Below are 25,970 nucleotides of genomic sequence, written 5' to 3'. Positions count from 1 at the left end.
CCTGAGTCACGGCGCTGCGTGCAACATAATCAATCTCTTGCGGCAAAACAATGTCGAGTTTGTTGATGAGTGACCGAACAGACTCCCCTCGGAACAAAGCCATTCCGATAACGGCCCAAATCATCGCATCCATCGGCAATTTACGCCGTCTTAACGTCGCAACGCCCTGAGAGTCCAAACAAGATTGAATTAACTCTGGCTCCAACACATCAGCTAAGCAGGTGAATTCGGTTAGGCGGGTAATATGAGTGCGAGCGAGTGCTTCTGAGAGTTGCATAAAAAAATCCGATGACATGAGGTCATCGGATTTTGATCTTTTCAGCGAGATCGTCAAGCGATCTGTCTTAACTGATCGGCATTAGCCGATAGGCGGTTTTTTTATACTCAAACGCTAAATCAACAGATTAGAAGTTGATTTCAACACCTGCGAAGTAACCTTTAAATTTAGTATCGGCACTCACACCCGAGAAGTTACTCACGTCGAATAAAAACTCACGGTAGCCTACACGTACACGGGTATCGACGGCCAAACCATCGAACTGCCAGCCTAAACCAATCGCATAGTCGTGAACGCTTGATTCATTTACGCCCTGCATCAAATCAGCAAAACCGTATAAACCTAAGCCAGGCATGCCCACATGCGTACTGGCATAACCCATTACAATGCCGCTATCGACATCTTTCTCTTCAGGGTGACCAGGATCTTGCACGCGCAGTGAGCCATTCATTAACTTGTAAGCAGCACCGAGATCCAATGACACTATGTCGTTATCCAATATTTCGTAATACAACACGAAATCTGTGTTGCTCAGATCGGTATAAGCAGTCACATTACCTTTAAAATCATGACCATTGAAGTTGAAATCAGCACCAGACATGCTGCCTTTCTGATCTAAGCTATTTTCACGGATTTTAATATTAGGGACAAATGGCAATGGATGCTCAACCGCAATCCAGTAGCTACCTTGAGCCGATGAACTGTAATCAAATGTTTGCTGTGGTTGACCTTTATCGGCAAAAGTACCGCTAGTATCGGCGCGCCAGTAGTCACCGCCAATTGTGAAACCGACCACAGTTGCCGCTTGGGCTGATGTGGCCATGCATAATCCTAATACCGCACTGGCGAGGAGAGTTTTTTTCATAATTAACCTTGAGATAGCAAGTTCGTTAAATCAATCACCGCGGCATTCGCACGGGATACATAGTTAGCCATAACCAATGAATGATTAGCGACTAAGCCAAAACCGCTGCCATTAAGCACAACAGGGCTCCAGACAGTTTGCTGAGTCGCCTCCAGTTCACGAATGATCTGTCTTAGGCTCACTTCAGCATTTTTCTTCTTTAAGACATCGGCAAAATCGACTTCAACGGCGCGCATAAAGTTCAGCAAGGCCCATGAAGCACCACGACTCTCATAGAAAACATCATCAATTTTCCACCAGCTGGTTTTCACCTGATGGCTTGCCAAGTTAGGCGTGGATTGACGCGCCGCATTATCGCCGGCTAAGTCGGTATTTAAACGCTCTTGGCCAACGCTGGCCGATAAACGTTGTGACATGCTGCCCAGACGCTTTTGCACCTCTTTCAACCATTCATTGAGGTTGTCGGCGCGGGCATAAAACTGTGCATCTTGATTGTTAGGGTCCATCATGCGAGCACGGTACAGCTTCAGCAATTTAATGGCATCGCGGTATTCGCTTTCGGCACTTGGCACTAACCAGCTAGTGTGATCGATATTGAGCTTAGATTGGGCTTCGCCTAAATCTTTATCCGCTGCAGATTGTGACTGCGAGCGACTAAACTCTTTACGCATAATTAAGGCTAAATCGCGGGCTTGTTCTAATGCGCCGTATTCAAATGCGGGCATGTTATCCATAAAGATGGAAGGTGGCATCACATCGTTTGATAACCAACCGCCTTGCTTATCCAGTAATGTTTCGACCGTGAGGATCAGCGAAGTGGTGGTTGCGTATCCGACCACATTTTTATCGGTAGCCGTCAATTGTTGAGGATTGATAGGATCGGGCTCGATACTCCACCACACACTCAGGCCATAACCGATTAATACTAAAAATAAACCGACACCGGTAACTTTTTTCCATGTAATTTGCATCAAGCGACTCCTTAATGATGGTGATGATGCTCTTGCTCTGCGGCGTTTTCTGCTTCTTTACTAACAGGCAGCGTAATCGCCATTTTCTCGCCATCGTCAAACTCTAATTGCAGTTCAACTTGCTGCTCTAACACCAATGGCGCTTTTAAACCTAGCAACATGACGTGATCCCCTGACGGCGTTAACGTTAATGCGCCATGGGATGGGATATCAAAACCTTCAACATGGCGCATCTTCACCATGCCTTGGTCTTCGATAATCGTGTGTAATTGGGCATCCTTTGCCACTGTAGTACTGACGCCGATAAGACGAACCGCTTTATCTGTGTGGTTTTCAAGCGTAAAGTAGGCGGCAGTATTTGGTACTGTCTCAGGCATGGCGCGTACATGACCTTCGGTCACTATCACGCTCGCCAACGCTGAAAATGATGCACAAGATAAAACTAGACAATTAAACAGCTGTTTGAATATTGGTTTCAATGTCTTAAACTCCATGTCTACCCAATGTCGTCGTAAAGGAAACAACCCATGAGTCATATACAGGTTCAGGATGATCAGGGCGTACGTATTATCAGCTTTAATCGCCCCGATAAACGCAATGCACTTGATCTTAATATGTATAAACAACTGACAGAATACCTGATCGAAGGTGAAGCAGACAACGACATTCGTGCCTTTATGCTCCATGGCCAAGATAATTGCTTCACCTCAGGCAATGATGTTGCAGACTTTTTGAAAAATAGTGACTTAGGGCCAAATCACCCCGCTGTACGTTTCTTATTTTGCCTGTTAGAACTCAAAAAACCGCTGGTTGCCGCCGTTTCTGGCGCCGCCGTCGGCATTGGCACTACCGTACTACTGCATTGCGATCTGGTATATGCCGATAACACGGCGAAGTTTCAACTGCCCTTCGTCAACTTGGCACTAGTGCCAGAAGCGGGTGCTAGCCTACTGTTACCTGAACTCGTGGGTTATCAAAAAGCGGCAGAGCTATTGCTACTCGGCGAAAGTTTTAATGCCGAGACGGCCCACAGACTCAATATGATCAACGAAATTGTGGCCCATGAAGATCTACTCAGTTATGCATTGTCTCAGGCTAAAAAGTTGGCAAATCAACCGCCACAAGCCCTACAAATCACACGTCAATTAATGCGTCCGCATAAAAATCGTGTACAACATCAAATGCATCAAGAATTAGAACAATTTAGCGCTAGGCTAAAAAGTGATGAAGCCAAGAGCAGATTTCAGGCTTTTTTGAAGAAGTAATCTGCAAGCAGTATGCACATACATGTCGCATGAGGGTCAAAGTGCCCTCTTGTTGATAGGTTTAACACCTTATTTTTTTAAAAAAATACTTTCAATTTTTCAATCAAGACAAGCCTCAAATATAAGTATCACTGCGGGCTTAAACGGGTCTTTTCCATTGATCAACTAACAGTGCTAAAACAAAGTAAATCAACAAACTCACGCCAGGCATAAATACCGTCGCGCCAGCCCACACCACTCGAGTCAAAAAGCAAGACCAACCAAATTTCCATGCCATACCAGCGGCAACACCACACACTAATCGCTCTGGGCTCTCCATACGTGCTTTTACTCGTTTCATCTCAAACCTCGACTCAATTGATTGTAATTTATTTATCACTATGCCACTGAAACCAGCAAATAATGCCTGAAAACAACGCAAGACTAATTACAGGTAACAGTAGCAAAGTCATTAAAGGTGCTACAAACCACATAAGCAGATCCCCTACTTAGCGCTATATTCATCGGCACTTGCCGACTCACCTTCATTCTCAGCGCTTAAGCCAAGTTGACTGTTGAAGTCATAAATACTTTCAGCGAGTTGTGCTTGCAATGACATAACAAACTCACGCTTAGCACTGACTAGCATTTCTTGTGTTTGGGTAGTTAGCGTTTGCTCAATGGTTCCGACAACATCCGATATTGGCGCGGCTTCTGCGTGTACTGCAACGCTACCGACTAACGCACCTAATAACACACTCATTTGAACTGATTTTTTAATGGTTAACGTAAACATGATGGCATCCCTTTCGATTAATTAACTTGACGAAAGGAGTATTACAAACTGCGTGCCAACTTATAAAAATATTTTTAAGATTCTGATTTTAATCATTTAAAAAAATTTTATGTGGATAAGATGAGATATAGGGATGGATTGAAAAATAACAAGTGGTGAAAAATACTACTCAAATTAGTAAATTTCACCATCTTTTAAGTCGAGTGGAATTACTCTGTAACTTCAGCCTGAATATTCTGAAAGGCCTGCTTTACCACTTCTATCCCAGCGCCGTTTTTATGGGCATTTTCGCTCAAATAACGACGCCACGCACGGGCACCCGGTAAGCCTTGGAATAACCCTATCATATGGCGAGTAATATGATTAAGTCGCCCACCCGACAGCAAATGTGCTTCGATATAAGGCAACATTGCCTCAATCACATCCTCACGGCTGATCACCGCCTTTTGGCTGCCACATAAAACTTGGTCCACCTGCGCCAAAATATAAGGATTCTGATAGGCCTCACGCCCCATCATCACGCCATCGAGCTGCGCCAAATGGAGTTGCGCTTGCTCGAGTGTAGTAACACCGCCATTAATACCAATATTGAGCGCGGGATAATCGCGCTTGAGTTGATATACACGATCATAATCGAGCGGCGGGATCTCGCGATTCTCTTTCGGACTCAAGCCTTGAAGCCAAGCCTTACGGGCATGAATAGTAAAATCCGTACAGCCTTTTGCACTGACCACATCGATAAACTGGGTTAAAAACGCATAACTGTCTTGTTCATCAATCCCGATACGTGTCTTAACAGTCACAGGAATATCAACCACTTGCTTCATGGCATCAACGCACTCAGCCACTAATTCAGGTTCAGCCATCAAACACGCGCCAAAGCGACCATTCTGCACTCGATCGGAAGGACAACCCACATTGAGGTTCACTTCATCGTAGCCACGCTCAGCCGCGAGTTTAGCGCAACGCGCTAAATCTACAGGATTAGAGCCACCTAACTGCAACGCCAAAGGATGTTCTTCTTGGTTATATGCCAAGTAGTCACCACGACCATGCAATATCGCCCCAGTCGTCACCATTTCCGTATACAACAATGCATTAGCCGACATCAAACGTGCAAAATAACGGTAATGACGATCGGTCCAATCCAGCATGGGCGCAATGGAAAAGGTGCGGTCGAGCGGTATGGCATCATTAATATTATTTTTCAACACGTTACTATCGACTCAAGTAATTAAAATTTGCCAGTAAGTTATCGCTTAGAAGGATAAAGAACCTTAATTTAAGCCGCAGATTACCAATAAACCTTAAGCTTAAAAATAGAAAAACAGTAAACGAGTTAACGTTTACTGTTTAATTGCCCCTCAGAGCTAGCGGGATTATATCCTAAACAGCCCGCTTTGGGGAGATTAAGCTGGTATTGAAGCCTGTCTCTGAGCCAAAACTATAGCTCGCTCCAACGCCTGAGCAAGTTATGGTAAATCCCCGTCAGATTAAACAACTCTTGTTCCGCTGTCTGCTGAGCTGTGAGTGTTTGAATCGATTGATCGAGTTGAAATAGCAAGCGGCGCTGACCTTCATCGCGAACCATACTTTGCAGCCACATAAAGGCGGCGGTACGCTCGCCCGACAGAACTGGCGTGACCTGATGCAAGCTGCTCGATGGATACAGCACTAATGAACCCGCTGATAATTTTATGCTTTGTTGGCCGTAGGTATCTTGGATAACTAATTCTCCGCCCTGATAGTTTTCTGGTTCACTGAGAAATAAAGTCGCTGACAAATCGGTACGGATCATCCCATCAGGAGTCGAGCGGATAGCATTATCTATGTGATACCCAAAGGTTTCACCGCCTTGATATCGATTAAACAAAGGCGGATAAAACTGTAATGGTAATGCGGCAGATACAAATTGTGGGTGTGCTAACAGCCTGTCCATAATCTGCTGACCTAGCGCGACGGCTACTGGGTCGTCCCTATCTAATTGCTGATTGCGCTTACGAGTTGTCGCCATCGCGCCGGAGGTTTGATTACCGTCTATCCAGCAACGCGCATCTAACTGTTCGCGTAAGTGACTTACTTCTTGTTTTGAGAAAACATTAGGAATTTCAATCAGCATCTCAGGGTTCCATAGGGCAAAAAACACGGCATGAGTTATACCGTTTATAAAACATAAAAGGCAGCCCAAAGGCTGCCGTACCATTAGCTAATGACTGACATTAAAAATGCATATCGGCACTGAGCATGACCAAACGTCCAGGCGCCATGTTAGCAAAATGCGCAGTGTAGGCTTTATCGTAATAACGCTCGTCAGTGAGGTTTTGCACATTCAAGCGCAGCGTCAAAAAGTCATTCATCTTGTAAGATGAAACCACATCAAAACGCCAGTATGAAGGAATCGATAACGTATTGGCGGTATTACCATAAACCTGCCCCATATAGTACGCGCCAGTTCCGACATTTAACTGTTCCGTAATGTCGTAAGTGGTAAACAGACTGATGCTGTTTTTGGCCGTATTAGGGAAACGATTACCATCGTAAGCGGCATTAAATCCGTTACTTTCTAGGCTAGCATCAAGATAGGTGTATCCACCAAATCCATGCCAATGCTCAGTAATATCACCTGAAAAACCAATTTCGAAGCCCTTCACTTTCTGCTCACCGACGTTTTCTTGCGGTGAATTGCGATCGGCAGAAGTCGCAACGCGAGCGTTGTTCTTCTCGATTTGGAATACTGAACCATTAAGCGATAAGCGGCCACTGAAGAAATCCCACTTAGTACCTAGCTCGTAACTTTCAGTATCTTCAGGCTTTAAATCTTCATTGTTACTACCAAGACGATCTGAACCATCGCCATTAGATGTTCCTGGCGGATTCGAAGATGTGCCCCACGCCGCATAGATACTGCCGTTGACCGCAGGTTTATACAGCACTGATAGTTGGTAGTTTAAAAAATCATCGTCATTGGATAGTGACGAAGTCGAGTTCTGTGCAGCAGTGCTGTAATCATCCCAGCGCACGCCGCCGTTAATCATCCAAGACTCATTCAACTCTATGGTATTAAAGGCATAAACTGAGCGAGTGTCCGTTTCAGTCACAGTGGCATCTGTTCCTAGCGTCACACTGCCGACCCAAGGGTCGTGAGGATTAGGCTTCGATAGCAAAGTACAATTGTAATTAGCCAGTAGTGCATCATTACAACCCGCATTACGACCATTACCCGTATCGACCGTATAACTTAAGTTACTGGTGCGCTCGTTGCTAAATTCAGTGCCAATCGCAAAGCGGTTGGTGAATCCAGCCAGTTTAGCCTCACCCGCCAGTTGTAATTGGGTAGCGAGCGTTTTAGTGACTGAATGGCGTGATTTAGTGTTACGCCATACATAACCATTGGCGACGTTGCCTGTCGTGTCATCGGGGTTAGTCACAATATAATAATTGGTATTACGGCTATACACTGAGGTCGACGTAAATTGCATGTCATTGCTAAAGTCATGGCTTATCAGCACTGAAGCTGTGTCGTCATTATTATCGCGAAAATCCCGCGACAATAAGCCATAGAAGTTATTGGGATCGACATCGGCAGGCTTACCTGTCGCTTGATCATAGGGGATCCCATAGTCAGGTATGTCATGGTTTTCAAAATGATAGTATTCCAACGTCACCTTAGTGGGCGTCGTCAAGCCAAAGGTCACTGAGGGTGCAATGCCCCAGCGATTACCAGAGACTTCATCACGACCCGGTGTATTGGCATCGTGCGCCATTAGATTCACCCGCACGGCAGCTTCATCTGCAATTACATGGTTAACGTCAAGGCTGGCGCGTTTTAAAGCATCAGTACCAATTGCCACATCCGCATTAATAAAATCTTCAGCTTGCGCTTTTTTGGTCACGATATTGATACTGCCACCAACTGCACCACGGCCGTTGTAAACAGAACTAGGCCCCTTTAGCACCTCAATTTGTTCGATGTTAAAAGTCTCACGGCTCTGGGAGCCCACATCCCGCATACCGTTAATAAACGTTGAAGATTGAGCGTCATAACCACGAATAAACGGCCTGTCACCATAGGGATTACCACCTTCACCCGTACCAAGCGTAATACCAGGTGTTGCACGCAGAGCATCAGTAAAACTTTGTGCCCCCATGTCTTTGATCAGATCTTGATTAATCACAGTGACAGTTTTAGCGCTATTGAGCAGATCATCAGTAAATTTACCGGATTGTACTTTGCGCGTGTTGTAGCCCAAATATTCGCCGTTAACCTCAATATGTTCGACTTTCTTACCAGCGACTAGTGCCTGCTCCGCTGCTATCGCAGGGGTAGCTGATACTGCCATACCTATAGTTAATGAACCTAAAACATGGGCGCCGAGTGCGACTCGGCCATTGCGGCGTTTTGCAAATTTCATTAAAAGCATTCCTGTTGCGGACTAAACCCTGTAACAGATGTCCCCCACCTGTTAATCGCCCGCTAATATAAGGAAATCACACAAACTGATCAATAACTATTATCATTTGCATTATTAGTTAACATTGGTTGCATAATTTATCGTCCAGCAATGCAGGTTTTTTCATTGCCTCTGAAATTGAGAGTAGTGAAGAAAGTGAGAGTGTCTTGATGTTTAAAAAAAACCGGCGACGAGCTAATCACATAAAAAATATTACGTTATTACTAGAGCCGAGTTAGTTTGTGCAATGACGACTGTAATGAAATTGTCTCCGGGGGTATTTTAATGTTGCTGTTGAGAAACCTCGTTAGCTGCCAGACGATAGCGAATGGAATGGTATCGCAGAATCGCACTAACCGAGATACCACAGAGTCGAGCAATAACCGCTCTCCCCTCAGTTGTTGAATGGATAAAAGTCGAGTTACTCCATAAAAAGGCTAAAAAACTTTGCAGCATCGGCACACATGGGCCACTATGAATGGGGCTAATAGTGTCGATATTGCATCATATTTTGTATTTATGTAGCGTAAAACAGCGCCATTTGACGTTCAACGTCTTCCTGAGTAACACTTGTAAACTATGATGCAAAGCGATAGCAACCATAAATGGCACAGTGATATTGGGCCTTAGCCGCATATATCTCGGATAAATGATAAGAATATCTTTAAATTAGCCTCACATTTATAGCTGTCTCATCTAAGCTGATAGAGTGTGATCAAGATTGCTGTCGATAAGCAACTTTTCTAATAGCCTTAAGCAATGCCATTACTTCATGGTTTAGGCTCAAAAGAGGACAAACTTAGGCATGAACGTTAATTTTATTAATCCTTTCCTCCAATCTCTGCTCAATGTCATTTCTACTATGGCGAGCATGGATTTGACGCCGGGCAAACCTCAAATCAAATCAGATAACTTAGCGAAGGGGGATGTGTCTGGCCTCATTGGGCTCGTTGGCCCCCAAACAAAAGGATCACTATCGATTACCTTCGAACAAAAGCTGGTTTTGCAGATAATGCAGAATATGCTGGGCGAAAACCCGGGTAAAATTAACGAGGAAGTGACTGACCTAGTGGGTGAAATCACCAACATGGTGACTGGCGGCGCAAAAAATCTATTGGGTCAGAAAGGCTATGAGTTTGAAATGGCCACCCCTATGGTCGTGTCAGGCAAAGGCCACACTATTTCCCATAAAGCCAATGGCACTAAGATTATCATGCCTTTTACCAGCCCACATGGGACCGCTTATATCGAAATATGCTTTGAAAACTAAAAGCTTAAAATGTACCAAGCCAACATGGCTCAAATTACATTAACGCTCCTGTCGCTCTGGATCTTATGTTTCATTTGCTTATTTAAAGCTAGATAACAAAGATCAGAACGGCTGGATTACCTGCACCTGAATATACTTTTACCATTCATTTCACTGTCTCATTTGTGTTCGATAACTGTTCAATTCGCGCGGCTCTACCCGTAAACATATCGAGTCACCCAGCCAGCACATCAATAGTTAACTGAAATGCACTTATCTAAGCCCTACTCGCTCAGCTCACATCACACTGCAAAAATTACTAGGGTCTGTTGATCTTTGCTGTACAAATGTTGTTCAGCAATACATCGGCAGCCACATTAACATAAACGCCAGTGACACCATACTGGCGTAATTTCTTGCTAGCTTGTCATATCTTGTTGATATTGCTCGATAGTGTTTAATTCTTCCAAAAGCATTCTCCACTAAATGTCGATACCGATATAAGCACCAATCGACTCTTTCTTGAGGTGTATTCTTATAGCGGCGCCTCGGAATAACAGATTTTCCGCCTTTATTTGCGATAAGTTCACGAAAAGCATCGCTGTCATAACCTTTATCTGCAATGACGGTATCAACCTGCTTCAGGTGCTCAATTAAGCTGGGGGCGTGTGTAATATCCTGTTTTTGGCCTTCTGATAATTCGAAATAAATCGGTAATCCTCCGCTGTCGACGGCTAAGTGAATTTTGGTTGAATTACCGCCTCGACTTTTACCAATACTCTCATTATTTAACGTCGCTGCACCTGCACTGTGCTGGTGAGCCCGCACTATCGAGCCATCAATAAAGACCCATTCTATATCAGCAAGGTTGGCTAAGGCCTTGAATAAATGTGCTAGAACGCCTTTTTTAGACCATAAATGAAACCGTCTAAAGACCGTGCTCCAATGACCGAACTCTTTAGGTAAATCTCGCCAAGGGATACCTGTTCTAAGGCGGTAAAGAATACCTTCGAATGTTTGTCTATGTTCAGGTTTGTCATAAACACGGCCTGTGCTTTTCATTAAATGAAATAGCTTTTCCCTGCGTGCATCGGTTAGCATAAGTCTTGGCATGGCTTGAGGTTATGGTTACTTTTGGCGAAGCAAATTATAACGTCTTGCCATGCTGTCTAAAAATCACTCTCGAAAGATCAACAGACCCTAACCTATGACGGTTTTATTCACTGCAATCAGTAGATGCAAATATAGTACTGATGATTCACTGTGAGACTTCACCCTAGAGTTGCCACAAATAAAAAAACGGTGTTTAACACACCGTTTTATGATTCTCATTTTAATGCTGCAGTCGCTCAAGCTAACGATGTTCATTTCACCAGGCTAGTCTCATGTGACTGAGCACGCGAGATTAAGCCCATGAGAGTAAACTCACGCGATGAAGTTAACAAAGCTAAGCTAAACAAACCGCGACTCTTGGAGTGAGCTTAGTGACTAATTCATAAGCGATAGTACCAATATGCTCAGCGACTTCTTCTACGGGTAATGCTTTACCCCACAACAAAGCGCTATCGCCAACCTTGTCCTGCGCATCTTGGCCTAAATCGACCGTCAACATGTCCATAGAGACGCGACCAACTATGGGTACGCGACGACCATTGACCCACACAGGTGTACCTTCCGGTGCATTACGGGGATAACCATCACCATAACCAATTGCGACGACACCCAAACGGGTATCTTGCTTCGCGGTCCAAAAACAACCATAACCCACTGGTTGATTGGCTTTATGATCCCGCACCGCAATCAACTGTGATACCAGTTCCATCGCAGGTACGAGTCCGTGATTCGCACCGCAATCCCCCGTGACGGGTGAGACACCATAGAGGGCGATTCCTGGACGGATCCAATCGCCTTGGCTTTGCGGCCAATACAAGGCACCAGCAGAGTTGGCTAAGGTTCTAAATCCGGGCAAGCCAGCCGTTAAGCTATTAAAAGCCGCCATCTGCACTGAGGTATAACTATTATCAGGCTCATCTGCACAGGCAAAATGCGTCATTAAATGAATCGGTTTTGCCACATTGGGGCAGGCCATTAACCTTGCGTAAACCGTTGAAAATTGCTCAGGCGTAAAGCCTAAGCGGTGCATGCCTGAATCCACTTTCAGCCAAACAGTCACAGGCTTAGACAATACAGTTTGCTCCAACATCTCCAGCTGAGAACTATGGTGCACCACAGTGTCGATATCATGCCCGACGAGCAAAGGTAAATCAGTGGCACGGAAAAAACCTTCCAGCAATAACAAACGCGCTGTCACGCCGCCCGCTCGTAATTCTAAGGCTTCATCTAATCGGGCTAAGCCAAAGCCATCGGCACTGACTAAACAATGGGCGACATTCAATAATCCATGACCATAGCCGTTGGCTTTAACGACGGCCATCACGCGACTCGCTGGGGCCTGTTGACGCAACGCAGCGAGATTGGTTTGCAGTGCACTACTGCTAATTTCTGCACGGGGAAAAGGGTTCAAAATTTACCTTGCTTACTCAGGAAATAAAAAGTCACGGAGATAAAAAATACATCAACACAGCTCATCTTCCGCAAACACAAACTGACTGTTTTTAAACGTCAATTTAGTCTTCTTCAAACTGAGGTCCGGCATAATTATCGAAGCGCGAAAATTGCCCTTGGAAGGTGAGTCGCACTCGACCAATCGGGCCGTTACGTTGCTTACCGATAATGATTTCAGCCGTACCTTTATCTTGAGAATCGTTGTTATACACTTCATCGCGATAAATAAACATGATGAGATCCGCATCTTGCTCGATAGCGCCCGATTCACGCAAATCCGAGTTTACCGGGCGTTTATCAGCCCTTTGCTCGAGCGAGCGGTTAAGCTGTGACAGGGCAATAATCGGAATTTCCAACTCTTTAGCTAATGCCTTGAGCGAGCGTGAAATCTCAGAAATCTCTAAGGTACGGTTATCTTTCAAGGCGGGCACCTGCATTAACTGCAGGTAATCTATCATGATCATCGACAGGCCGCCGTATTCACGGGCGATACGACGCGCGCGGCTACGGACTTCAGTTGGCGTTAAGCCCGAACCATCATCGATATACATTTTGCCTTGCTCGAGCATAATCCCCATGGTCGATGAAACCCGCGCCCAATCCTCATCATCGAGCTGACCGGTACGGATTTTGGTTTGATCGACGCGACCCAAGGAGGCCAACATACGCATCATAATCTGTTCTGACGGCATCTCGAGACTGAAGATAAGCACAGGTTTGTCTTCATTCATTGCGGCTTGTTCGCACAAGTTCATCGCGAAGGTGGTTTTACCCATAGAAGGACGCGCCGCAACGATAATCAAGTCACCGGACTGGAAACCAGCGGTCATCTTATCCAAATCGTTAAAACCGCTCGACACCCCAGTCACACCGTTGTGGGGGTTATTGTAAAGCTGCTCAATCTTATCGACGGTTTTTTCTAGAATGGTTTTAATGCCTTCGGGACCTTCGTTGGCATTGGTTCGCATCTCAGCGATCTTAAAGACTTTACTCTCAGCAAGGTCGAGTAATTCACCCGAGTCGCGGCCTTCTGGGTTGTAACCCGCATCAGCAATTTCGTGCGCGACGCGGATCATGTCACGAACGACAGCACGTTCACGGACGATTTCAGCGTAGGATAAAATGTTGCCCGCACTAGGAGTATTTTTGGCAATTTCACCTAAATAGGCAAAACCACCGGCATCTTCTAATTGATTTTCAACTTCGAGCTGTTCAGAAACCGTGATCAAATCGATCGGTTGCCCCAGATCGACCAATCTGTGCATGGCAGAGAAGATCATCTTGTGTGAGCGGGAGTAAAAGTCGTCTTTTACGACGGCCTCAGCGACCCTGTCCCACGCTTCGGCATCTAACATCAAGCCGCCTAATACCGATTGTTCAGCCTCAATTGAATGCGGTGGCAGCTTGAGTCCATCAAGCTGCAAATCTCTTGGCTTACTTTTAGGCTTAAAAGCACCTTGTTGTGACATTAACGCTCCCGATTTCCAACAACTTAACAAAATATGATATAAAACCCGCGTCAAGCAAACAGGATGTTTACACTCGCCTGTTATCTCATTCCAACGGACACTCTAATAATCAATAAGGAAAGAACATGCGTATTGCATTGGTTGCGGCCTTAGTAATGACATCCGGCATAGCAACTGCCGACGAAGGACAATGGCAACCTTATCAAATGCCTTCTATTGCAGACAAACTCAGTGAACGCGGAATCGATATTCCTGCAGAAAAACTGGCCGATCTTACAAGTTATCCAATGAACGCCGTGGTAGGGCTGGGCTATTGTACCGCCAGTTTTGTCTCCCCCCAAGGGCTAGTTGTGACAAACCACCATTGTGCCTTCAAGGCGATACAATATAACACTAAGAAAGAACATAACTATCTCGAACAAGGCTTTTTAGCGACATCAATGGACAAGGAACCCTCTGCCGGTCCTAACGAACGTTTATACATCACAGAGGCTGTAACCGATGTCACCGCCCAAATCAATCAAGGCCTAAGCCAAGATCCGCTGAGCCGTTACGAAGACATTCAAAATCACAGCAAAGAACTGATCAAGAGCTGTGAAGCTGATGCTAACTATCGCTGTAATGTCCGCAGTTTCCATAACGGCCTAGAATATTACTTAATCAAGCAATTGATGATCCGCGATGTACGCTTAGTGTATGCACCACCAGAAAGTGTCGGTGCCTTTGGCGGCGACATCGATAACTATGAATATCCACGTCATTCGGGTGATTTTGCCTTCTTACGGGCTTATGTAGGTAAAGACGGCCAACCCGCTGCCTATAGCGACGATAACATCCCTTACAAGCCAAAGAGTTACCTTAAAATAAACGCCGATGGCGTGAAAGCCGGTGACGGCGTGTTCGTCGCAGGCTATCCGGGCTCAACCAGTCGCTATAACCTCACTAGTGAGCTTAAGTTTGCCAGTGACTGGCTGTATCCCACCCAAGCTAAACGCTATCAATTACAGATTGATACTATCGAAGCTATGGGGCAAAAAGATGCCGATATCGCCATTAAGTACGCTGGCAATATGGCTTCAATGGCCAACCGAATGAAGAAACTCAATGGCCTGTTAGCGGGTTTTAAAGCCACGGATATCGTGGGCATTAAACAAAGCCGTGAGGATAACTTTTTAGCTTGGCTTAAAAAAAATCCTAAGCTAAATCAAAACCTCATCGCTGAGTTAGAAGTGCTACTTGCCGAGCAACAACAGGCGTTCCAAAGTAATTACTACTTTACTAATGCCCAATCGAGCACCCTGTTAACCGCAGCAAACAGCTTGTATCGTCTTGCGAAAGAAAAACAAAAGCCCGATGCCGAACGTGAACAAGGCTATCAAGAGCGTGATTTAGCGATGCTGAGCTCGCGTCTTAAACGTATCGATTCGAGTTTCGATGTCAAAGTCGATAAGACATTGTGGTTACAGGATTTAAATGCTTACCTAGGCCAATCGAATCGCGTGGCAGCGCTCGATAAAATGTTAAGTGTTAATAGTAAAGACGTAGATCTTGCGGCTAAGCTCGATGGTTTGTATTCACTCACTACGCTCACAGACCAAGCCCAACGTCTGGCGTGGATGAATGCCGATATTAACGCCTTCGAAGCCAGTGCCGATCCCTTTATTCGTTTAGCCGTAGCACTTTACGACACTAATATGGCGCAGGAAAAAACGGAAAAAATCTTAGACGGTAAGTTATCCACTGCTCGCCCAGACTATATGGCCGCAGTGATCGAATACTATAAAGCCAACAACTGGCCAGTCTACCCTGACGCCAACGGTACGCTGCGTATCAGCTACGGTATGGTCGATGGTTATCAATCACGTGATGCACTCTACAAACAGCCGTTTACTCGTCTAGATGGCATAGTCGCGAAACACACAGGCGTAGAGCCCTACAATGCACCGAAAAAGCTCCTCGATGCGATTAGCGAACAACGTTTTGGCAATCATTTAGTGAAGTCGGTTTATCAAGATCCTCGCGGCTGGATTTGCAGACTCTTCTCTTGCTTAGACAAACCCGAAGAATTTAACTCTGTACCGGTTAACTTCTTATCGAGCGTGGACACCACAGGCGGCAACTCCGGCTCACCCGTCTTCAACGGTAAAGGAGAACTCGTTGGCCTTAACTTCGACTCCACCTATGAAGCGATTACTAAAGACTGGTTCTTCAACCCAACCATCACCCGTGCCGTGCACGTGGATATCCGCTATATCCTGTGGATGATGGATGAAGTCGACCATGCCGATAATCTGATTAAAGAACTAGATTTAGTAAGAAATTAACACCCAGAGCTGAATCAGTTGCTCTAAACAAAAAGCCGCTCACTGTTTTGCAGTAAGCGGCTTTTATTTGGGCTCGTATTTTGCACTTTGAGATGGTGAGATTGAATGAATAGGGGTATATCACCTAGCAATTATACTAATCGCATTAAATCCATCGCAGAGTCGATATCCAAACCTAAATACACTCAAATCCTAAATTTCAGCCATAAAAAAACACCGCCTAGACGGTGTCTTTTTATATTTAAAGCGAGTCGTAATTAAGCTTCTGCAACCACAGATACTTTAACAACAGCTTTAACTTCAGTGTGTAACTGAACTTCAACTTCGAAGTCGCCAGTAGTACGCAGAGCGCCTAATGGTAAACGAACTTCAGCTTTAGCCAGCTCAACACCAGCAGCAGTCACTGCATCAGCGATGTCACGGTTGCCAACTGAACCAAACAGTTTGCCTTCATCACCAGCTTTAGAAGCGATTACAACCGCTTCCAGTGCAGTGATTTTCTCAGCACGTAGGTTAGCAGCAGCTAATTCAGCAGCTAATTTAGCTTCTAATTCAGCGCGACGAGCTTCAAATACTTTAACGTTGCTTTCGTTAGCAACAACAGCTTTACCTTGTGGCAAAAGGAAGTTACGTGCGTAACCAGCCTTAACTGATACTTGGTCACCCAAGTTGCCTAGGTTAGCGATTTTATCAAGCAGAATAACGTTCATTATCAAATCCTCTATATTCGATTAGGAATACTGCAATTACTGATGTAAATCAGTATATGGCAGTAGAGAAAGATAACGAGCACGCTTGATAGCGCGAGCTAGTTGGCGCTGATATTTAGCACTAGTACCAGTGATACGGCTTGGAACAATCTTGCCGCTTTCAGTGATGTAGTTCTTTAAAGTAACGATATCTTTGTAATCAATTTCTGCAACACCTTCAGCGGTGAAACGGCAGAACTTGCGACGACGGAAATAACGTGCCATGTTGACAGTCTCCTAAGTTTTCAATTCGACATTTTCGGCATGGATAACTAAGCGGTTTTGACCATTGCGCCCCTGTTGAAGCGTCATAAAGCCTTGCACTTGTACTTCCACACCTGCTTTCAGATCTTCTGCGACGCTTTCAAAGCGTGGGCCACTCAATATCACTTGAATTTGTACGTAGACGTTGCGAAGCATATCTGCTTCATAACGCTGCGATTTGTGTTCCAACATTATCACACTGTGTGCAATACCTGCTGGGCTTTTAAAGCGTCTTGAACGAGTTATCGTTCCTGACAACACCAAGTTATTGGTGGTCACAGATTACCTTACTCAGCGATTTCTTCAGCGTGAGCTTCATCGTATGAGCGTTCGCCAGCTGGGCCACGACGTGAATCGCGCTCATCTCTAGCTTTAGCCATTGGAGATGCTTCAGTAACGGCAACTTTAGTACGCATTACCATGTTACGCAGAACTGCGTCGTTGAAACGGAAAGCTGTTTCTAGCTCTTCAATCGTCTCTGCTTTAGCTTCAACGTTCATCAGAACGTAGTGAGCTTTATGCAGATCAAGGATTGGGTAAGCCAGTTGACGACGGCCCCAATCTTCTAAACGGTGAATTGTGCCGTTAGCTTCGGTGATAACACCTGTGTAACGCTCAATCATACCTGGTACTTGTTCACTTTGATCTGGGTGAACCATAAATACGATTTCGTAATGACGCATTTATTGCTCCTTACGGTTATGTAGCCTCGGTATTGGCTCAGTCAAACCAAATGGAGGCAAGGAACGAAAAATAGTGACTGATTTGAGCGCGAGATAGTACAGAAAGCAAGCCAGAAACTCAAGCAATAACTTTGCCTCGCCAATCAATACAGGTATGATGGCGCTTCATCTATATTCGGACGTCTGACATCAGCTAACCAAGAATAAAATATAATGCTAAAAGTTATTGCGCCAATCTTTTTATTTTCCCTTTCATTTCCTGCGCTTGCGCTTGTTCCACCTGATTATCAGGAACCGCCCAGCGATTTTACCGCAGAAATCGAAGCGGGTTTGCAACTGAATACAGGCAATACCGAATCCAGCAGTTTTAACGGTCGAACCCAACTGATTTACGACACTAAGCAAACCAAGCAAGAAGCCACGCTCAAAGCCTACTTTGCCTCAGAAAAAAGCAAGACGACTTCCGAAAAATACGAACTCCAACTCCAGTCGAACTATAAACTCACTAAGGGTTATATCTTCGGACGCGGTGATTTCACTTGGGATCAATTCGGTAGTTACACGCAAATATCAACTATTTCGAGTGGTTACGGTTTTAATGCCATCAGTAGCTACAAGACCAAACTCAGTCTCGAAGTCGGCCCCGGTTATCGATATAACTTACCGGCCGAATCTGTCGATATTCCCAATCCTGATGCTGAGAAAGATATCATTTTGCGTACCGCTGCAAAGTTTTCTCAAAAACTGCAGGAATACAGCAGTCTCAATGCCGATTTAACTGCGGAAATGGGCGAGAACAACAATACCCTTACCTTAGACATGAACTACAAAAATCTGGTGTTCCAAGATTGGGCTTTTAAAATCGGCATGAACATCAAATACACTGAAGTGGTACCAGAAGGTAGCCAACAGACAGATACCATCACCACCTTTAACCTGCTTTATACCTTTAGATAACCGCTTTTAGATAATCCGAAGCAATACAAGAACACGACGCCAATGTCATCTTCGGCTGGCGTCAATGTTAAAGTTCCTCCGCCCCCTCTCAAGTCACTTCGACATAATCTAAGGATTTTTTGAGCAGAAATGCGCAATTAATCAAGATTTACCAACAATTTGCAACACAACATAAACACCAACCCCTGATATACTCACGGTTTATTATCAATCTTGTTTGTGTTTTCGGAGTTGTATATGACTAATCCGCTGCGCACTTTCGCCTCTTTATATAGCACCACCTTGTTAATGGTACTGGCCGGCGGTTTGCTCACAACTTACCTTGGGCTCAGGCTCTCGGTGATGAACGTGCCACAGATATGGATAGGTGGCATGATGTCGGCCTATTATGTTGGCCTTGTGGCGGGCTCTAAGATTGGTCATAGACTTATCGCCCAAGTGGGCCATATCCGCGCCTTCGTTGCCAGTGCAGGCATAGTCGCCGCATCTGCATTGGGTCATGCACTCGTGGATGAGCTAGCAGTTTGGCTGCTCCTCAGGCTCGTTGTCGGCATGGGCATGATGTGCCAATACATGGTGCTCGAAAGTTGGCTTAACGAACAAGCAGAAAGTAACCAAAGGGGCACAGTGTTCGCGAGTTATATGATCGTATCTTACTTCGGCTTGATCTTAGGCCAAGGCGCAATCAGCATCTTCCCCGAATTAGGCCTTGAGCCATTACTGCTGATCGCGATTTGTTTCTCACTCTGTATCGTACCGATTTCACTCACGCGTCGTCTTCACCCTGCGCCTTTGGTCCCAGCTCCACTCAAAATTGCCCATTACTGGAAAAAAGCGCCGCAGGCACTCACAACCATCGCGATTGGTAGCATGATAGTGGGTTCGTTTTATGGTCTCGCGCCCGCCTATGCTAGTAACTTAGGTTTGCCGCCTGAAAAAGTCGCCACTTATATGACTGCAACAATTTTAGCAGGATTACTGGCACAATGGCCTATGGGGAAACTGTCCGACATTATGTCCCGCAGTCGCCTTATTCGTATCAACTGTATATTGCTTGGCATCTTAGCCTTAGCCATCGCCTTAACGCCCTATCATCCAGTGATTTCGCTGGTGATGACCTTCCTGTTTGGTATTTTAGGTTTCACCTTCTATCCACTTGCTACGGCACTGGCTAACTCACGAGTCGAACAGAATGAGCGGGTCGGTTTATCTGCCACCATCTTATTAACCTTCGGCTTAGGGGCGAGTATCGGTCCATTGATCGCCTCAACGTTGATGCAATGGCTTGGCAACAGCATGTTATATGGCTTTATATCTGCCTGTACCTTGATCCTGTTTGTGCGACTACGTTACGTGCATTCGCAGCAAAAAGTCGAAACCAATGTCACCCAAGATTACATAATGGCGACGGGCGACCTAGTCTCTTCACCACTGGCGGCGGCGCTAGACCCTAGGGTTGATGTTGAATCGATTCAAGAGCATATGACGCCCAGTGCTAACCTAGATGAATCTGAGCATGATTTAGGGGCTGATGGCGTCGATGACGATATTATCGACCAAAATGACAGTGATGAGGAGCAACTCGCCTTCAGTTTCGATATCGAGCAAGCAGAGCCTGAAGCCGTTCAAACGGATGAAGCCGATAGCCATCAGGTCAACCTAGACAAAGCGCAGACATAAAAAGACCAACAAAAAAGACCGATTAACTGTTTAAAGTTAATCGGTCTTTTTATTACTGCAAGTACTAACTACAACAAAAACAAGTTGTTACTGCAAGCCTGACCGCATATACGAAATCAGGCAAGCGTGAGCATATTAGCTGCGGCGCTGACGCACAGCTTCAAATAAGCAAATACCGGTCGCAACCGATACGTTCAAGCTAGACACACTTCCGGCCATAGGGATAGAGATCAGTGAATCGCAAGACTCACGGCTTAAACGGCGTAAACCTTTATCTTCCGCACCCATGGCAATCGCCAGTGGCCCTTTAAGATCGGCTTGATAAAGCTCGCAATCCGCCTCGCCCGCCGTACCCACAATCCATACACCTTTATCCTGCAGGTGACGCATAGTGCGCGCAAGATTAGTCACTTGGAATAAAGGCACAGTTTCCGCCGCGCCACATGCCACTTTACTCACAGTCGCAGTTAAGCCGACTGAGTTGTCTTTAGGCACGATAATACCTTGCACGCCTGCCGCATCGGCATTACGTAGGCAAGCGCCTAAGTTATGGGGATCCGTCACGCCATCCAAAATCAGCAGAAATGGTTGCTCAGTGTTGGCAAGCAGCACATCTAGATCTTGCTCATTCAACACTTTCGCCGCTTTAACGCGCGCGACTATGCCTTGATGTTGGCTGCTTTCCGCTTTGTCATCCAAGGCTTTACGAGAAGCGACTTGAATCGTCGTGCCAAAGGCTTTGGCCTGATTGGCCAGCACAGTTAAGCGCTCATCGTCACGGCCTTGTAAGAGCCATAACTCGATAATGCGCTCAGGGCTGTGTTTTAACAGGGCTTCAACTGCGTGGATCCCAAAAATAATATCTTGTTTTTTCATTTATTTCTTTCTCGTGCTCCGCTTAGCGGCTTTTGGCTTTTTAGCCGGATCTTTTACTGCTGTCTTTTTCGCTTTAGTGCCCGCTTTAGCCTTAGGTTTGGCTTTGCCAGCTTCAGCCTTAGTGCTAGGCGTTGCGGTTTTGCCCGCTTTACCTTGCTTAGCGCCTTCACGATTAACACGCTCACGGGCTGTCATCGGCTTATCACGGCTGGCTGATGCTTTACGCTTGCCACCTTTGCCGTCATCGCCCAGCATGACTAAATCAATCTGTCTGTCATCTAAGTTAACAGCAGCGACCTTAACCGTCACAGGATCGCCCACTTGATAGACTTGGCCTGTATGCTCACCAATAAGGCGTTGACGCATAGGATCGAATTGGTAGTAATCACTACCAAGACTTGAGATATGCACTAAGCCATCGATAAACAGCTCATTTAAGCGTACGAACAAACCAAAGCTCGTCACTGAGGCAATCACAGCTTCAAAGGTATCGCCGACGTGATCTTGCATAAACTCGCACTTGAGCCAATCGCTAACATCGCGGGTCGCTTCATCGGCACGACGCTCTGTAGTCGAACACTCTTCGCCCAATTGGTCGAGTTCATCGAGTTGATAATGGTAGCCACCATCCTGCGTCCACTTCTCAGTGGCTTCGCCTCTTTCCTTCGCCAGTAAATAACGGATCACACGATGTAAGACTAAATCCGGATAACGGCGAATTGGCGAGGTAAAATGCGCATATTCTTCTAAGGCTAGACCGAAGTGACCTTCATTATCTGGAGTGTAAATGGCCTGACGCATAGAGCGCAGCAACATCACTTGGATAAGTTCAGCATCGGGACGGTCGGCAATTTGCAGCATCACGTTCTGGTAATCTGACGGCGTTGGCTCAAGTCCGCCAGGCATAGTCAAACCACGCTCAGCAAGGAACTCTTTAAAGTTCGCCAACTTTTGCTCAGATGGTGCTTCATGCACTCGGTACAGCACGTCGCCTTTGTGTTTCTTCACAAATTTAGCTGCAGAAACGTTGGCTAAAATCATGCATTCTTCAATGATTTTATGTGCTTGATTACGGCCACGCGGCACGATTTTATCAATCTTGCGCTGCTCATTGAAAATGAACTGCGTTTCCATGGTTTCAAACGCAATCGCACCACGCTCAGCTCTTTGCTCATCTAGCGCTAAATACAATGACTGTAAACACTGCAGATGCGGGAACAAGGCTTCATGCTCAGGCGCAATCGAGCCGCCTTCTAACATCTCCGCCACTTGGGTATAAGTGAAACGGGCATGGGAATACATCACCGCCGGATAAAACTTATAACCCGACAACTTGCCTTTGGCAGACACTGTCATCTCGGCGACCATACATAAACGGTCGACGTGAGGATTAAGCGAACATAGGCCGTTGGAGATTTTCTCCGGCAGCATAGGGATCACTTGTGATGGGAAATACACTGAGTTACCACGGGCACGCGCTTCAGTATCTAAGGCTGAATCGGTGCGAACATAATAACTAACGTCAGCAATAGCAACCCATAAACGCCAGCCGCCACCGGCTTTTTTCTCCGCATACACGGCATCGTCAAAATCGCGAGCGTCTTCACCGTCGATAGTCACTAATGGCAGATGACGTAAATCTACACGGCCGACTTTATCGGCATCGGTCACTTCATCGGGAATTCGGCGCAGTTTCTTTTCGATCACAGGTGACCAAGTATGGGGCAAGTCATAGTTACGCAGGGCGATTTCGATTTCCATCCCCGGCGCCATTTGCTTACCAAGCACTTCAGTCACTTTACCCGCAGCCTTAACAAAACGACCTGGGCGACGCGTTAATTCAACCACAACCACATCGCCTTGACGGGCGCCGTTGCGATCTTCATTCGCGACTAAGATTTCTTGGGTTATACGCTTATCATCGGCAATGACAAATGCCATACCGCTATCAACATGATAACGGCCAACAATCGCGGCACTGCGCGGCTGGATCAAACGCACCAAACGCGCTTCGCGGCGACCACGACGATCTGTGCCCGCTTTTTGCGCCAGCACTTTATCACCGTGGAAATACATCAGCATATCGCGGTTCGAAATAAATAAGTCATCACCGCCTTCATCGGGTTTGAAAAAGCCGAAGCCTTCTCTGTGTCCGAGTACAGTGCCGGGGATAAGATCCATTTTCTCGGGCAAGCCATAGCTCTGCCCACGGGTGAACACGAGTTCGCCATCGCGTTCCATCGCACGTAGGCGACGGCGCAGGGCCTCAAGCTGTTCTTCCTCTTGGATGTTTAACGCCGCGGCAATACTGTCACGAGTGATAGGTGATTTCTGAGAACGTAAGTAATCGATAATATACTCACGGCTTGGGATAGGGTTTTCGTACTTATCCTGTTCACGCTCAAAATGAGGGTCTTTGATCATTCAATATCCAAATAATGTGTCTCTAGATTAAGAGACCACTTAACGGGTTCGCAACTGTTCTTGCTGGGCCCGCGCCACTGCACTGGGGGGCATTTTAGCTGCTAACACCTGCAGTAAAGACAAGGCTTTTTTCTTCGTCGCCTCGTCCGCAAATACATCGTTATATAACCAGTGATAGGCCATCTCGTAATCCCTAGGACTACCATAACCTTCACCGAATAAACGCACTAACATCATACGAGCGGGTAAATCACCACTTGCAGCCGCAGGCAGTAAATAATGCACTGCTCTGTCTTTATTGCGGATGACAAATTTCCCACTCTGATAATACTCGGCAAGCTTTAACATCGCTTCTGAGCTACCTTGTTCGGCCGAGTCACGTAACAAAGCAATGCCCTTCACAGGGTTTGCCTTTACACAGGTTCCATAATTGAGCATTTCGCCCCACAGGAATTGATATAAAGGCTGTTTTAAGACTTGGGCTCGCGCCTCAATGTCTTGGACTAACTGGCAATCATCACGCTTCACTTTCGCTAAATATTGATCGCTGCGGATCAAATCAAGCAATTGATCTTGGCTATAAATATCCACCGCCTGCGTTTCAGCAAAGCACATTGAAGATACTAAGGGCAGTAGCGCAACTAGTGCTGTACGTAGCATAACGACTCTCAATGACAAAAGGGTGAATACTTGCATCGGCAGTATAACCTATTTCTTGAGCTTGAGCTGAATTTCTAACCGTAGAATTAAACAGAGAAAGGCATAAAGAAGCAGAGAAAAAGGCCGTGAAAAACGGCCTTAACAGGTCTTAATTGAACGGATTAACCAAAATCATGGTTTCGTTACGGTCAGGACCAGTAGAGATAATGTCGATTGGTGTTTCTAATAGCTCTTCAAGACGCTTGATATAATTGATCGCTGCCGGTGGCAGTTGCTCAATGGATGTCGCGCCAAAAGTCGACTCGCTCCAACCTGGCATAGTTTCATAAACAGGCGTAACCAGTTCATAACCTTCAGCCGCAAGCGGGGTCACTTTAGAGATAGTGCCATCAGGATTCTGATAACCCACACAAATTTTCACTTCTTTCAGACCATCAAGTACATCTAACTTAGTCAAGCAGAAGCCACTCACACTGTTGATTTGAACTGCGCGGCGCATTGCCACAGCATCCAACCAACCTGGACGACGCTTACGACCCGTTGTCGCACCAAACTCATGACCTTTAGTACCTAAATGATCACCAACTTCACATAACAGTTCAGTTGGGAATGGACCTGCACCCACGCGAGTGGTGTAAGCCTTCATGATACCTAAGACATAGTCTAAGTGACGCGGACCAAAACCTGAACCCGTCGCAACACCACCTGCAGTGGTATTTGAAGAGGTTACAAAAGGATAAGTTCCGTGGTCGATGTCGAGTAATGTACCTTGAGCGCCTTCGAACAGGATTGGCTCACCGGCTTTACGCGCAGTATCCAACAGTTCAGTCACGTCAACACACATGCTCTTCAGATAATCGGCCATAGCCAAAGCATCTGCTAGCGTTTGCTCGTAATCAACAGCTTCGACTTGATAGTACTCTGTCAGCATAAAGTTATGGTATTTCATAACTTCTTTCAGCTTTTCAGCAAACAGTTCAGCATTGAACAAGTCGCCTACTCGCAGACCGCGACGGGAGATCTTGTCTTCATACGCAGGTCCGATACCGCGGCCAGTTGTACCAATAGCTTTATTGCCACGTGCTTTTTCACGGGCGATATCTAAGGCGCAATGGAATGGTAGGATCAGCGGACACGCTTCAGAGATCAACAGACGTTCCTCAACAGGAACACCACGATCTTTCAGCATGTTGATCTCTTTCATCAGAGCGTCAGGTGCAAGCACCACACCGTTGCCAATAATGCATTTCACATTATCGCGCAGGATACCCGATGGGATCAGATGAAGAACGGTTTTATCACCATCGATAACCAAGGTATGACCAGCATTGTGGCCGCCTTGATAGCGAACTACATATTTTGCCTGTTCTGTTAGAAGGTCGACAATCTTACCTTTTCCTTCGTCACCCCATTGGGTGCCGAGAACAACTACGTTTTTGCCCATTATTTGCTGCAAGGTTGCGGTT

At 45.9% G+C, this 25,970-nt stretch carries 25 protein-coding genes; 5 read left to right on the top strand and 20 right to left on the bottom strand.

Annotated features, from left to right (window positions below; translation table 11 throughout):
* The 4 genes from MO387_RS09000 to MO387_RS08985 all read right to left on the bottom strand — a co-directional run.
* Positions 1–295, bottom strand: a 295-nt coding sequence (locus MO387_RS09000; RefSeq protein WP_242326216.1) for a transposase domain-containing protein, incomplete at its 3' end; no start/stop codon positions are given.
* A gap of 109 nt (positions 296–404) precedes the next feature.
* Complete coding sequence (locus MO387_RS08995) at positions 405–1,142, bottom strand: TIGR04219 family outer membrane beta-barrel protein (protein ID WP_006083028.1); 738 nt, start codon at positions 1,140–1,142, stop codon at positions 405–407.
* 2 nt (positions 1,143–1,144) lie between these two features.
* The gene (locus MO387_RS08990; RefSeq protein WP_006083029.1) at positions 1,145–2,113 is read right to left on the bottom strand and encodes a DUF2333 family protein; all 969 of its coding nucleotides are present in this window, start codon (positions 2,111–2,113) and stop codon (positions 1,145–1,147) included.
* 11 nt (positions 2,114–2,124) lie between these two features.
* Entirely contained in the window at positions 2,125–2,607 is a 483-nt protein-coding gene (locus tag MO387_RS08985; RefSeq protein ID WP_006083030.1) for a copper chaperone PCu(A)C, read from the bottom strand.
* A 33-nt stretch (positions 2,608–2,640) separates the two neighbouring features.
* Here MO387_RS08985 and MO387_RS08980 point away from each other — a divergent pair, with 33 nt between their 5' ends.
* Complete coding sequence (locus MO387_RS08980; RefSeq protein WP_006083031.1) at positions 2,641–3,378, top strand: enoyl-CoA hydratase; 738 nt, start codon at positions 2,641–2,643, stop codon at positions 3,376–3,378.
* Positions 3,379–3,517: 139 nt separating this feature from the next.
* Here MO387_RS08980 and MO387_RS08975 read toward each other — a convergent pair whose 3' ends face one another.
* The 5 genes from MO387_RS08975 to MO387_RS08955 all read right to left on the bottom strand — a co-directional run bounded on the left by MO387_RS08975 (position 3,518) and on the right by MO387_RS08955 (position 8,565).
* Positions 3,518–3,718, bottom strand: coding sequence for a PspC domain-containing protein (locus tag MO387_RS08975; RefSeq protein ID WP_107946549.1), 201 nt, complete (start codon positions 3,716–3,718; stop codon positions 3,518–3,520).
* Between the two features lie 144 nt (positions 3,719–3,862).
* The gene (locus tag MO387_RS08970) at positions 3,863–4,153 is read right to left on the bottom strand and encodes a hypothetical protein (RefSeq protein ID WP_107402634.1); all 291 of its coding nucleotides are present in this window, start codon (positions 4,151–4,153) and stop codon (positions 3,863–3,865) included.
* A gap of 209 nt (positions 4,154–4,362) precedes the next feature.
* Positions 4,363–5,367 (bottom strand): tRNA dihydrouridine(20/20a) synthase DusA, encoded by a 1,005-nt coding sequence (gene dusA / locus MO387_RS08965; RefSeq protein ID WP_107946548.1) that lies wholly within the window; start codon positions 5,365–5,367, stop codon positions 4,363–4,365.
* A gap of 230 nt (positions 5,368–5,597) precedes the next feature.
* Positions 5,598–6,272, bottom strand: coding sequence for a Fe2+-dependent dioxygenase (locus tag MO387_RS08960; protein WP_107946547.1), 675 nt, complete (start codon positions 6,270–6,272; stop codon positions 5,598–5,600).
* Positions 6,273–6,372: 100 nt separating this feature from the next.
* Complete coding sequence (locus MO387_RS08955; RefSeq protein WP_107946546.1) at positions 6,373–8,565, bottom strand: TonB-dependent siderophore receptor; 2,193 nt, start codon at positions 8,563–8,565, stop codon at positions 6,373–6,375.
* Between the two features lie 844 nt (positions 8,566–9,409).
* Between MO387_RS08955 and MO387_RS08950 the strand changes: the two genes are divergently transcribed.
* On the top strand, positions 9,410–9,874 hold the full coding sequence (locus MO387_RS08950) for a chemotaxis protein CheX (protein WP_006083037.1): 465 nt from the start codon (positions 9,410–9,412) through the stop codon (positions 9,872–9,874).
* Positions 9,875–10,207: 333 nt separating this feature from the next.
* Here the strand turns inward: MO387_RS08950 and MO387_RS08945 are convergent, their stop codons facing one another.
* The 3 genes from MO387_RS08945 to dnaB all read right to left on the bottom strand — a co-directional run bounded on the left by MO387_RS08945 (position 10,208) and on the right by dnaB (position 13,887).
* Entirely contained in the window at positions 10,208–10,966 is a 759-nt protein-coding gene (locus MO387_RS08945) for an IS5-like element ISSod6 family transposase (protein ID WP_107946545.1), read from the bottom strand.
* A 334-nt stretch (positions 10,967–11,300) separates the two neighbouring features.
* Positions 11,301–12,377, bottom strand: coding sequence for an alanine racemase (gene alr, locus MO387_RS08940; protein ID WP_107946544.1), 1,077 nt, complete (start codon positions 12,375–12,377; stop codon positions 11,301–11,303).
* 103 nt (positions 12,378–12,480) lie between these two features.
* A complete protein-coding gene (gene dnaB / locus MO387_RS08935; protein WP_106649436.1) occupies positions 12,481–13,887 on the bottom strand; it encodes a replicative DNA helicase in 1,407 nt (468 codons plus the stop codon).
* A gap of 125 nt (positions 13,888–14,012) precedes the next feature.
* Between dnaB and MO387_RS08930 the strand changes: the two genes are divergently transcribed.
* Positions 14,013–16,211 carry a S46 family peptidase gene (locus MO387_RS08930; RefSeq protein WP_107946543.1) on the top strand — a complete coding sequence of 733 codons (2,199 nt, stop codon included), beginning with the start codon at positions 14,013–14,015 and terminating at the stop codon, positions 16,209–16,211.
* A 257-nt stretch (positions 16,212–16,468) separates the two neighbouring features.
* Here the strand turns inward: MO387_RS08930 and rplI are convergent, their stop codons facing one another.
* The 4 genes from rplI to rpsF are packed head-to-tail and all read right to left on the bottom strand — an operon-like array spanning position 16,469 to position 17,907.
* On the bottom strand, positions 16,469–16,921 hold the full coding sequence (gene rplI, locus MO387_RS08925; RefSeq protein WP_006083041.1) for a 50S ribosomal protein L9: 453 nt from the start codon (positions 16,919–16,921) through the stop codon (positions 16,469–16,471).
* Positions 16,922–16,957: 36 nt separating this feature from the next.
* Positions 16,958–17,185: a 30S ribosomal protein S18 gene (gene rpsR / locus MO387_RS08920; protein WP_006083042.1), complete on the bottom strand. Its 228-nt coding sequence runs from the start codon at positions 17,183–17,185 to the stop codon at positions 16,958–16,960.
* A gap of 12 nt (positions 17,186–17,197) precedes the next feature.
* A complete protein-coding gene (gene priB / locus MO387_RS08915; RefSeq protein WP_006083043.1) occupies positions 17,198–17,503 on the bottom strand; it encodes a primosomal replication protein N in 306 nt (101 codons plus the stop codon).
* Positions 17,504–17,511: 8 nt separating this feature from the next.
* Positions 17,512–17,907, bottom strand: a complete 396-nt coding sequence (gene rpsF / locus MO387_RS08910; protein ID WP_006083044.1) for a 30S ribosomal protein S6 — start codon at positions 17,905–17,907, stop codon at positions 17,512–17,514.
* A 213-nt stretch (positions 17,908–18,120) separates the two neighbouring features.
* On the opposite strand from rpsF, the gene MO387_RS08905 reads away from it, so the two are divergent.
* A complete protein-coding gene (locus MO387_RS08905; RefSeq protein WP_107402640.1) occupies positions 18,121–18,864 on the top strand; it encodes a DUF481 domain-containing protein in 744 nt (247 codons plus the stop codon).
* A 237-nt stretch (positions 18,865–19,101) separates the two neighbouring features.
* On the top strand, positions 19,102–20,544 hold the full coding sequence (locus tag MO387_RS08900) for an MFS transporter (protein ID WP_107946542.1): 1,443 nt from the start codon (positions 19,102–19,104) through the stop codon (positions 20,542–20,544).
* Positions 20,545–20,679: 135 nt separating this feature from the next.
* Here the strand turns inward: MO387_RS08900 and rlmB are convergent, their stop codons facing one another.
* The 4 genes from rlmB to MO387_RS08880 form a co-directional block, all read right to left on the bottom strand.
* Complete coding sequence (rlmB, locus tag MO387_RS08895) at positions 20,680–21,420, bottom strand: 23S rRNA (guanosine(2251)-2'-O)-methyltransferase RlmB (RefSeq protein WP_006083047.1); 741 nt, start codon at positions 21,418–21,420, stop codon at positions 20,680–20,682.
* Entirely contained in the window at positions 21,421–23,844 is a 2,424-nt protein-coding gene (rnr, locus tag MO387_RS08890) for a ribonuclease R (protein ID WP_107946541.1), read from the bottom strand.
* Between the two features lie 39 nt (positions 23,845–23,883).
* On the bottom strand, positions 23,884–24,540 hold the full coding sequence (gene motX, locus MO387_RS08885; protein WP_011847814.1) for a flagellar protein MotX: 657 nt from the start codon (positions 24,538–24,540) through the stop codon (positions 23,884–23,886).
* 112 nt (positions 24,541–24,652) lie between these two features.
* Entirely contained in the window at positions 24,653–25,948 is a 1,296-nt protein-coding gene (locus MO387_RS08880; RefSeq protein ID WP_006083050.1) for an adenylosuccinate synthase, read from the bottom strand.
* Positions 25,949–25,970: the final 22 nt, after the last annotated feature.

The sequence above is a fragment of the Shewanella sp. N2AIL genome, assembly GCF_022690845.1.
Lineage (GTDB): Bacteria > Pseudomonadota > Gammaproteobacteria > Enterobacterales > Shewanellaceae > Shewanella > Shewanella baltica.
Note: the sequence above shows the minus strand (reverse complement) of the source record. Positions and strands in the feature narration are given on the sequence as shown.

Excerpts from the sequence above, each read along its gene's own strand:
- MO387_RS08995 (WP_006083028.1), bottom strand. The coding sequence starts at position 1,142 with ATGAAAAAAACTCTCCTCGCCAGTGCGGTATTAGGATTATGCATGGCC.
- MO387_RS08990 (WP_006083029.1), bottom strand. The coding sequence starts at position 2,113 with ATGCAAATTACATGGAAAAAAGTTACCGGTGTCGGTTTATTTTTAGTA.
- MO387_RS08985 (WP_006083030.1), bottom strand. The coding sequence starts at position 2,607 with ATGGAGTTTAAGACATTGAAACCAATATTCAAACAGCTGTTTAATTGT.
- MO387_RS08980 (WP_006083031.1), top strand. The coding sequence starts at position 2,641 with ATGAGTCATATACAGGTTCAGGATGATCAGGGCGTACGTATTATCAGC.
- MO387_RS08975 (WP_107946549.1), bottom strand. The coding sequence starts at position 3,718 with ATGAAACGAGTAAAAGCACGTATGGAGAGCCCAGAGCGATTAGTGTGT.
- MO387_RS08970 (WP_107402634.1), bottom strand. The coding sequence starts at position 4,153 with ATGTTTACGTTAACCATTAAAAAATCAGTTCAAATGAGTGTGTTATTA.
- MO387_RS08960 (WP_107946547.1), bottom strand. The coding sequence starts at position 6,272 with ATGCTGATTGAAATTCCTAATGTTTTCTCAAAACAAGAAGTAAGTCAC.
- MO387_RS08955 (WP_107946546.1), bottom strand. The coding sequence starts at position 8,565 with ATGAAATTTGCAAAACGCCGCAATGGCCGAGTCGCACTCGGCGCCCAT.
- MO387_RS08950 (WP_006083037.1), top strand. The coding sequence starts at position 9,410 with ATGAACGTTAATTTTATTAATCCTTTCCTCCAATCTCTGCTCAATGTC.
- MO387_RS08945 (WP_107946545.1), bottom strand. The coding sequence starts at position 10,966 with ATGCCAAGACTTATGCTAACCGATGCACGCAGGGAAAAGCTATTTCAT.
- dnaB (WP_106649436.1), bottom strand. The coding sequence starts at position 13,887 with ATGTCACAACAAGGTGCTTTTAAGCCTAAAAGTAAGCCAAGAGATTTG.
- MO387_RS08930 (WP_107946543.1), top strand. The coding sequence starts at position 14,013 with ATGCGTATTGCATTGGTTGCGGCCTTAGTAATGACATCCGGCATAGCA.
- rplI (WP_006083041.1), bottom strand. The coding sequence starts at position 16,921 with ATGAACGTTATTCTGCTTGATAAAATCGCTAACCTAGGCAACTTGGGT.
- rpsR (WP_006083042.1), bottom strand. The coding sequence starts at position 17,185 with ATGGCACGTTATTTCCGTCGTCGCAAGTTCTGCCGTTTCACCGCTGAA.
- rpsF (WP_006083044.1), bottom strand. The coding sequence starts at position 17,907 with ATGCGTCATTACGAAATCGTATTTATGGTTCACCCAGATCAAAGTGAA.
- MO387_RS08905 (WP_107402640.1), top strand. The coding sequence starts at position 18,121 with ATGCTAAAAGTTATTGCGCCAATCTTTTTATTTTCCCTTTCATTTCCT.
- MO387_RS08900 (WP_107946542.1), top strand. The coding sequence starts at position 19,102 with ATGACTAATCCGCTGCGCACTTTCGCCTCTTTATATAGCACCACCTTG.
- rlmB (WP_006083047.1), bottom strand. The coding sequence starts at position 21,420 with ATGAAAAAACAAGATATTATTTTTGGGATCCACGCAGTTGAAGCCCTG.
- rnr (WP_107946541.1), bottom strand. The coding sequence starts at position 23,844 with ATGATCAAAGACCCTCATTTTGAGCGTGAACAGGATAAGTACGAAAAC.
- motX (WP_011847814.1), bottom strand. The coding sequence starts at position 24,540 with ATGCAAGTATTCACCCTTTTGTCATTGAGAGTCGTTATGCTACGTACA.
- MO387_RS08880 (WP_006083050.1), bottom strand. The coding sequence starts at position 25,948 with ATGGGCAAAAACGTAGTTGTTCTCGGCACCCAATGGGGTGACGAAGGA.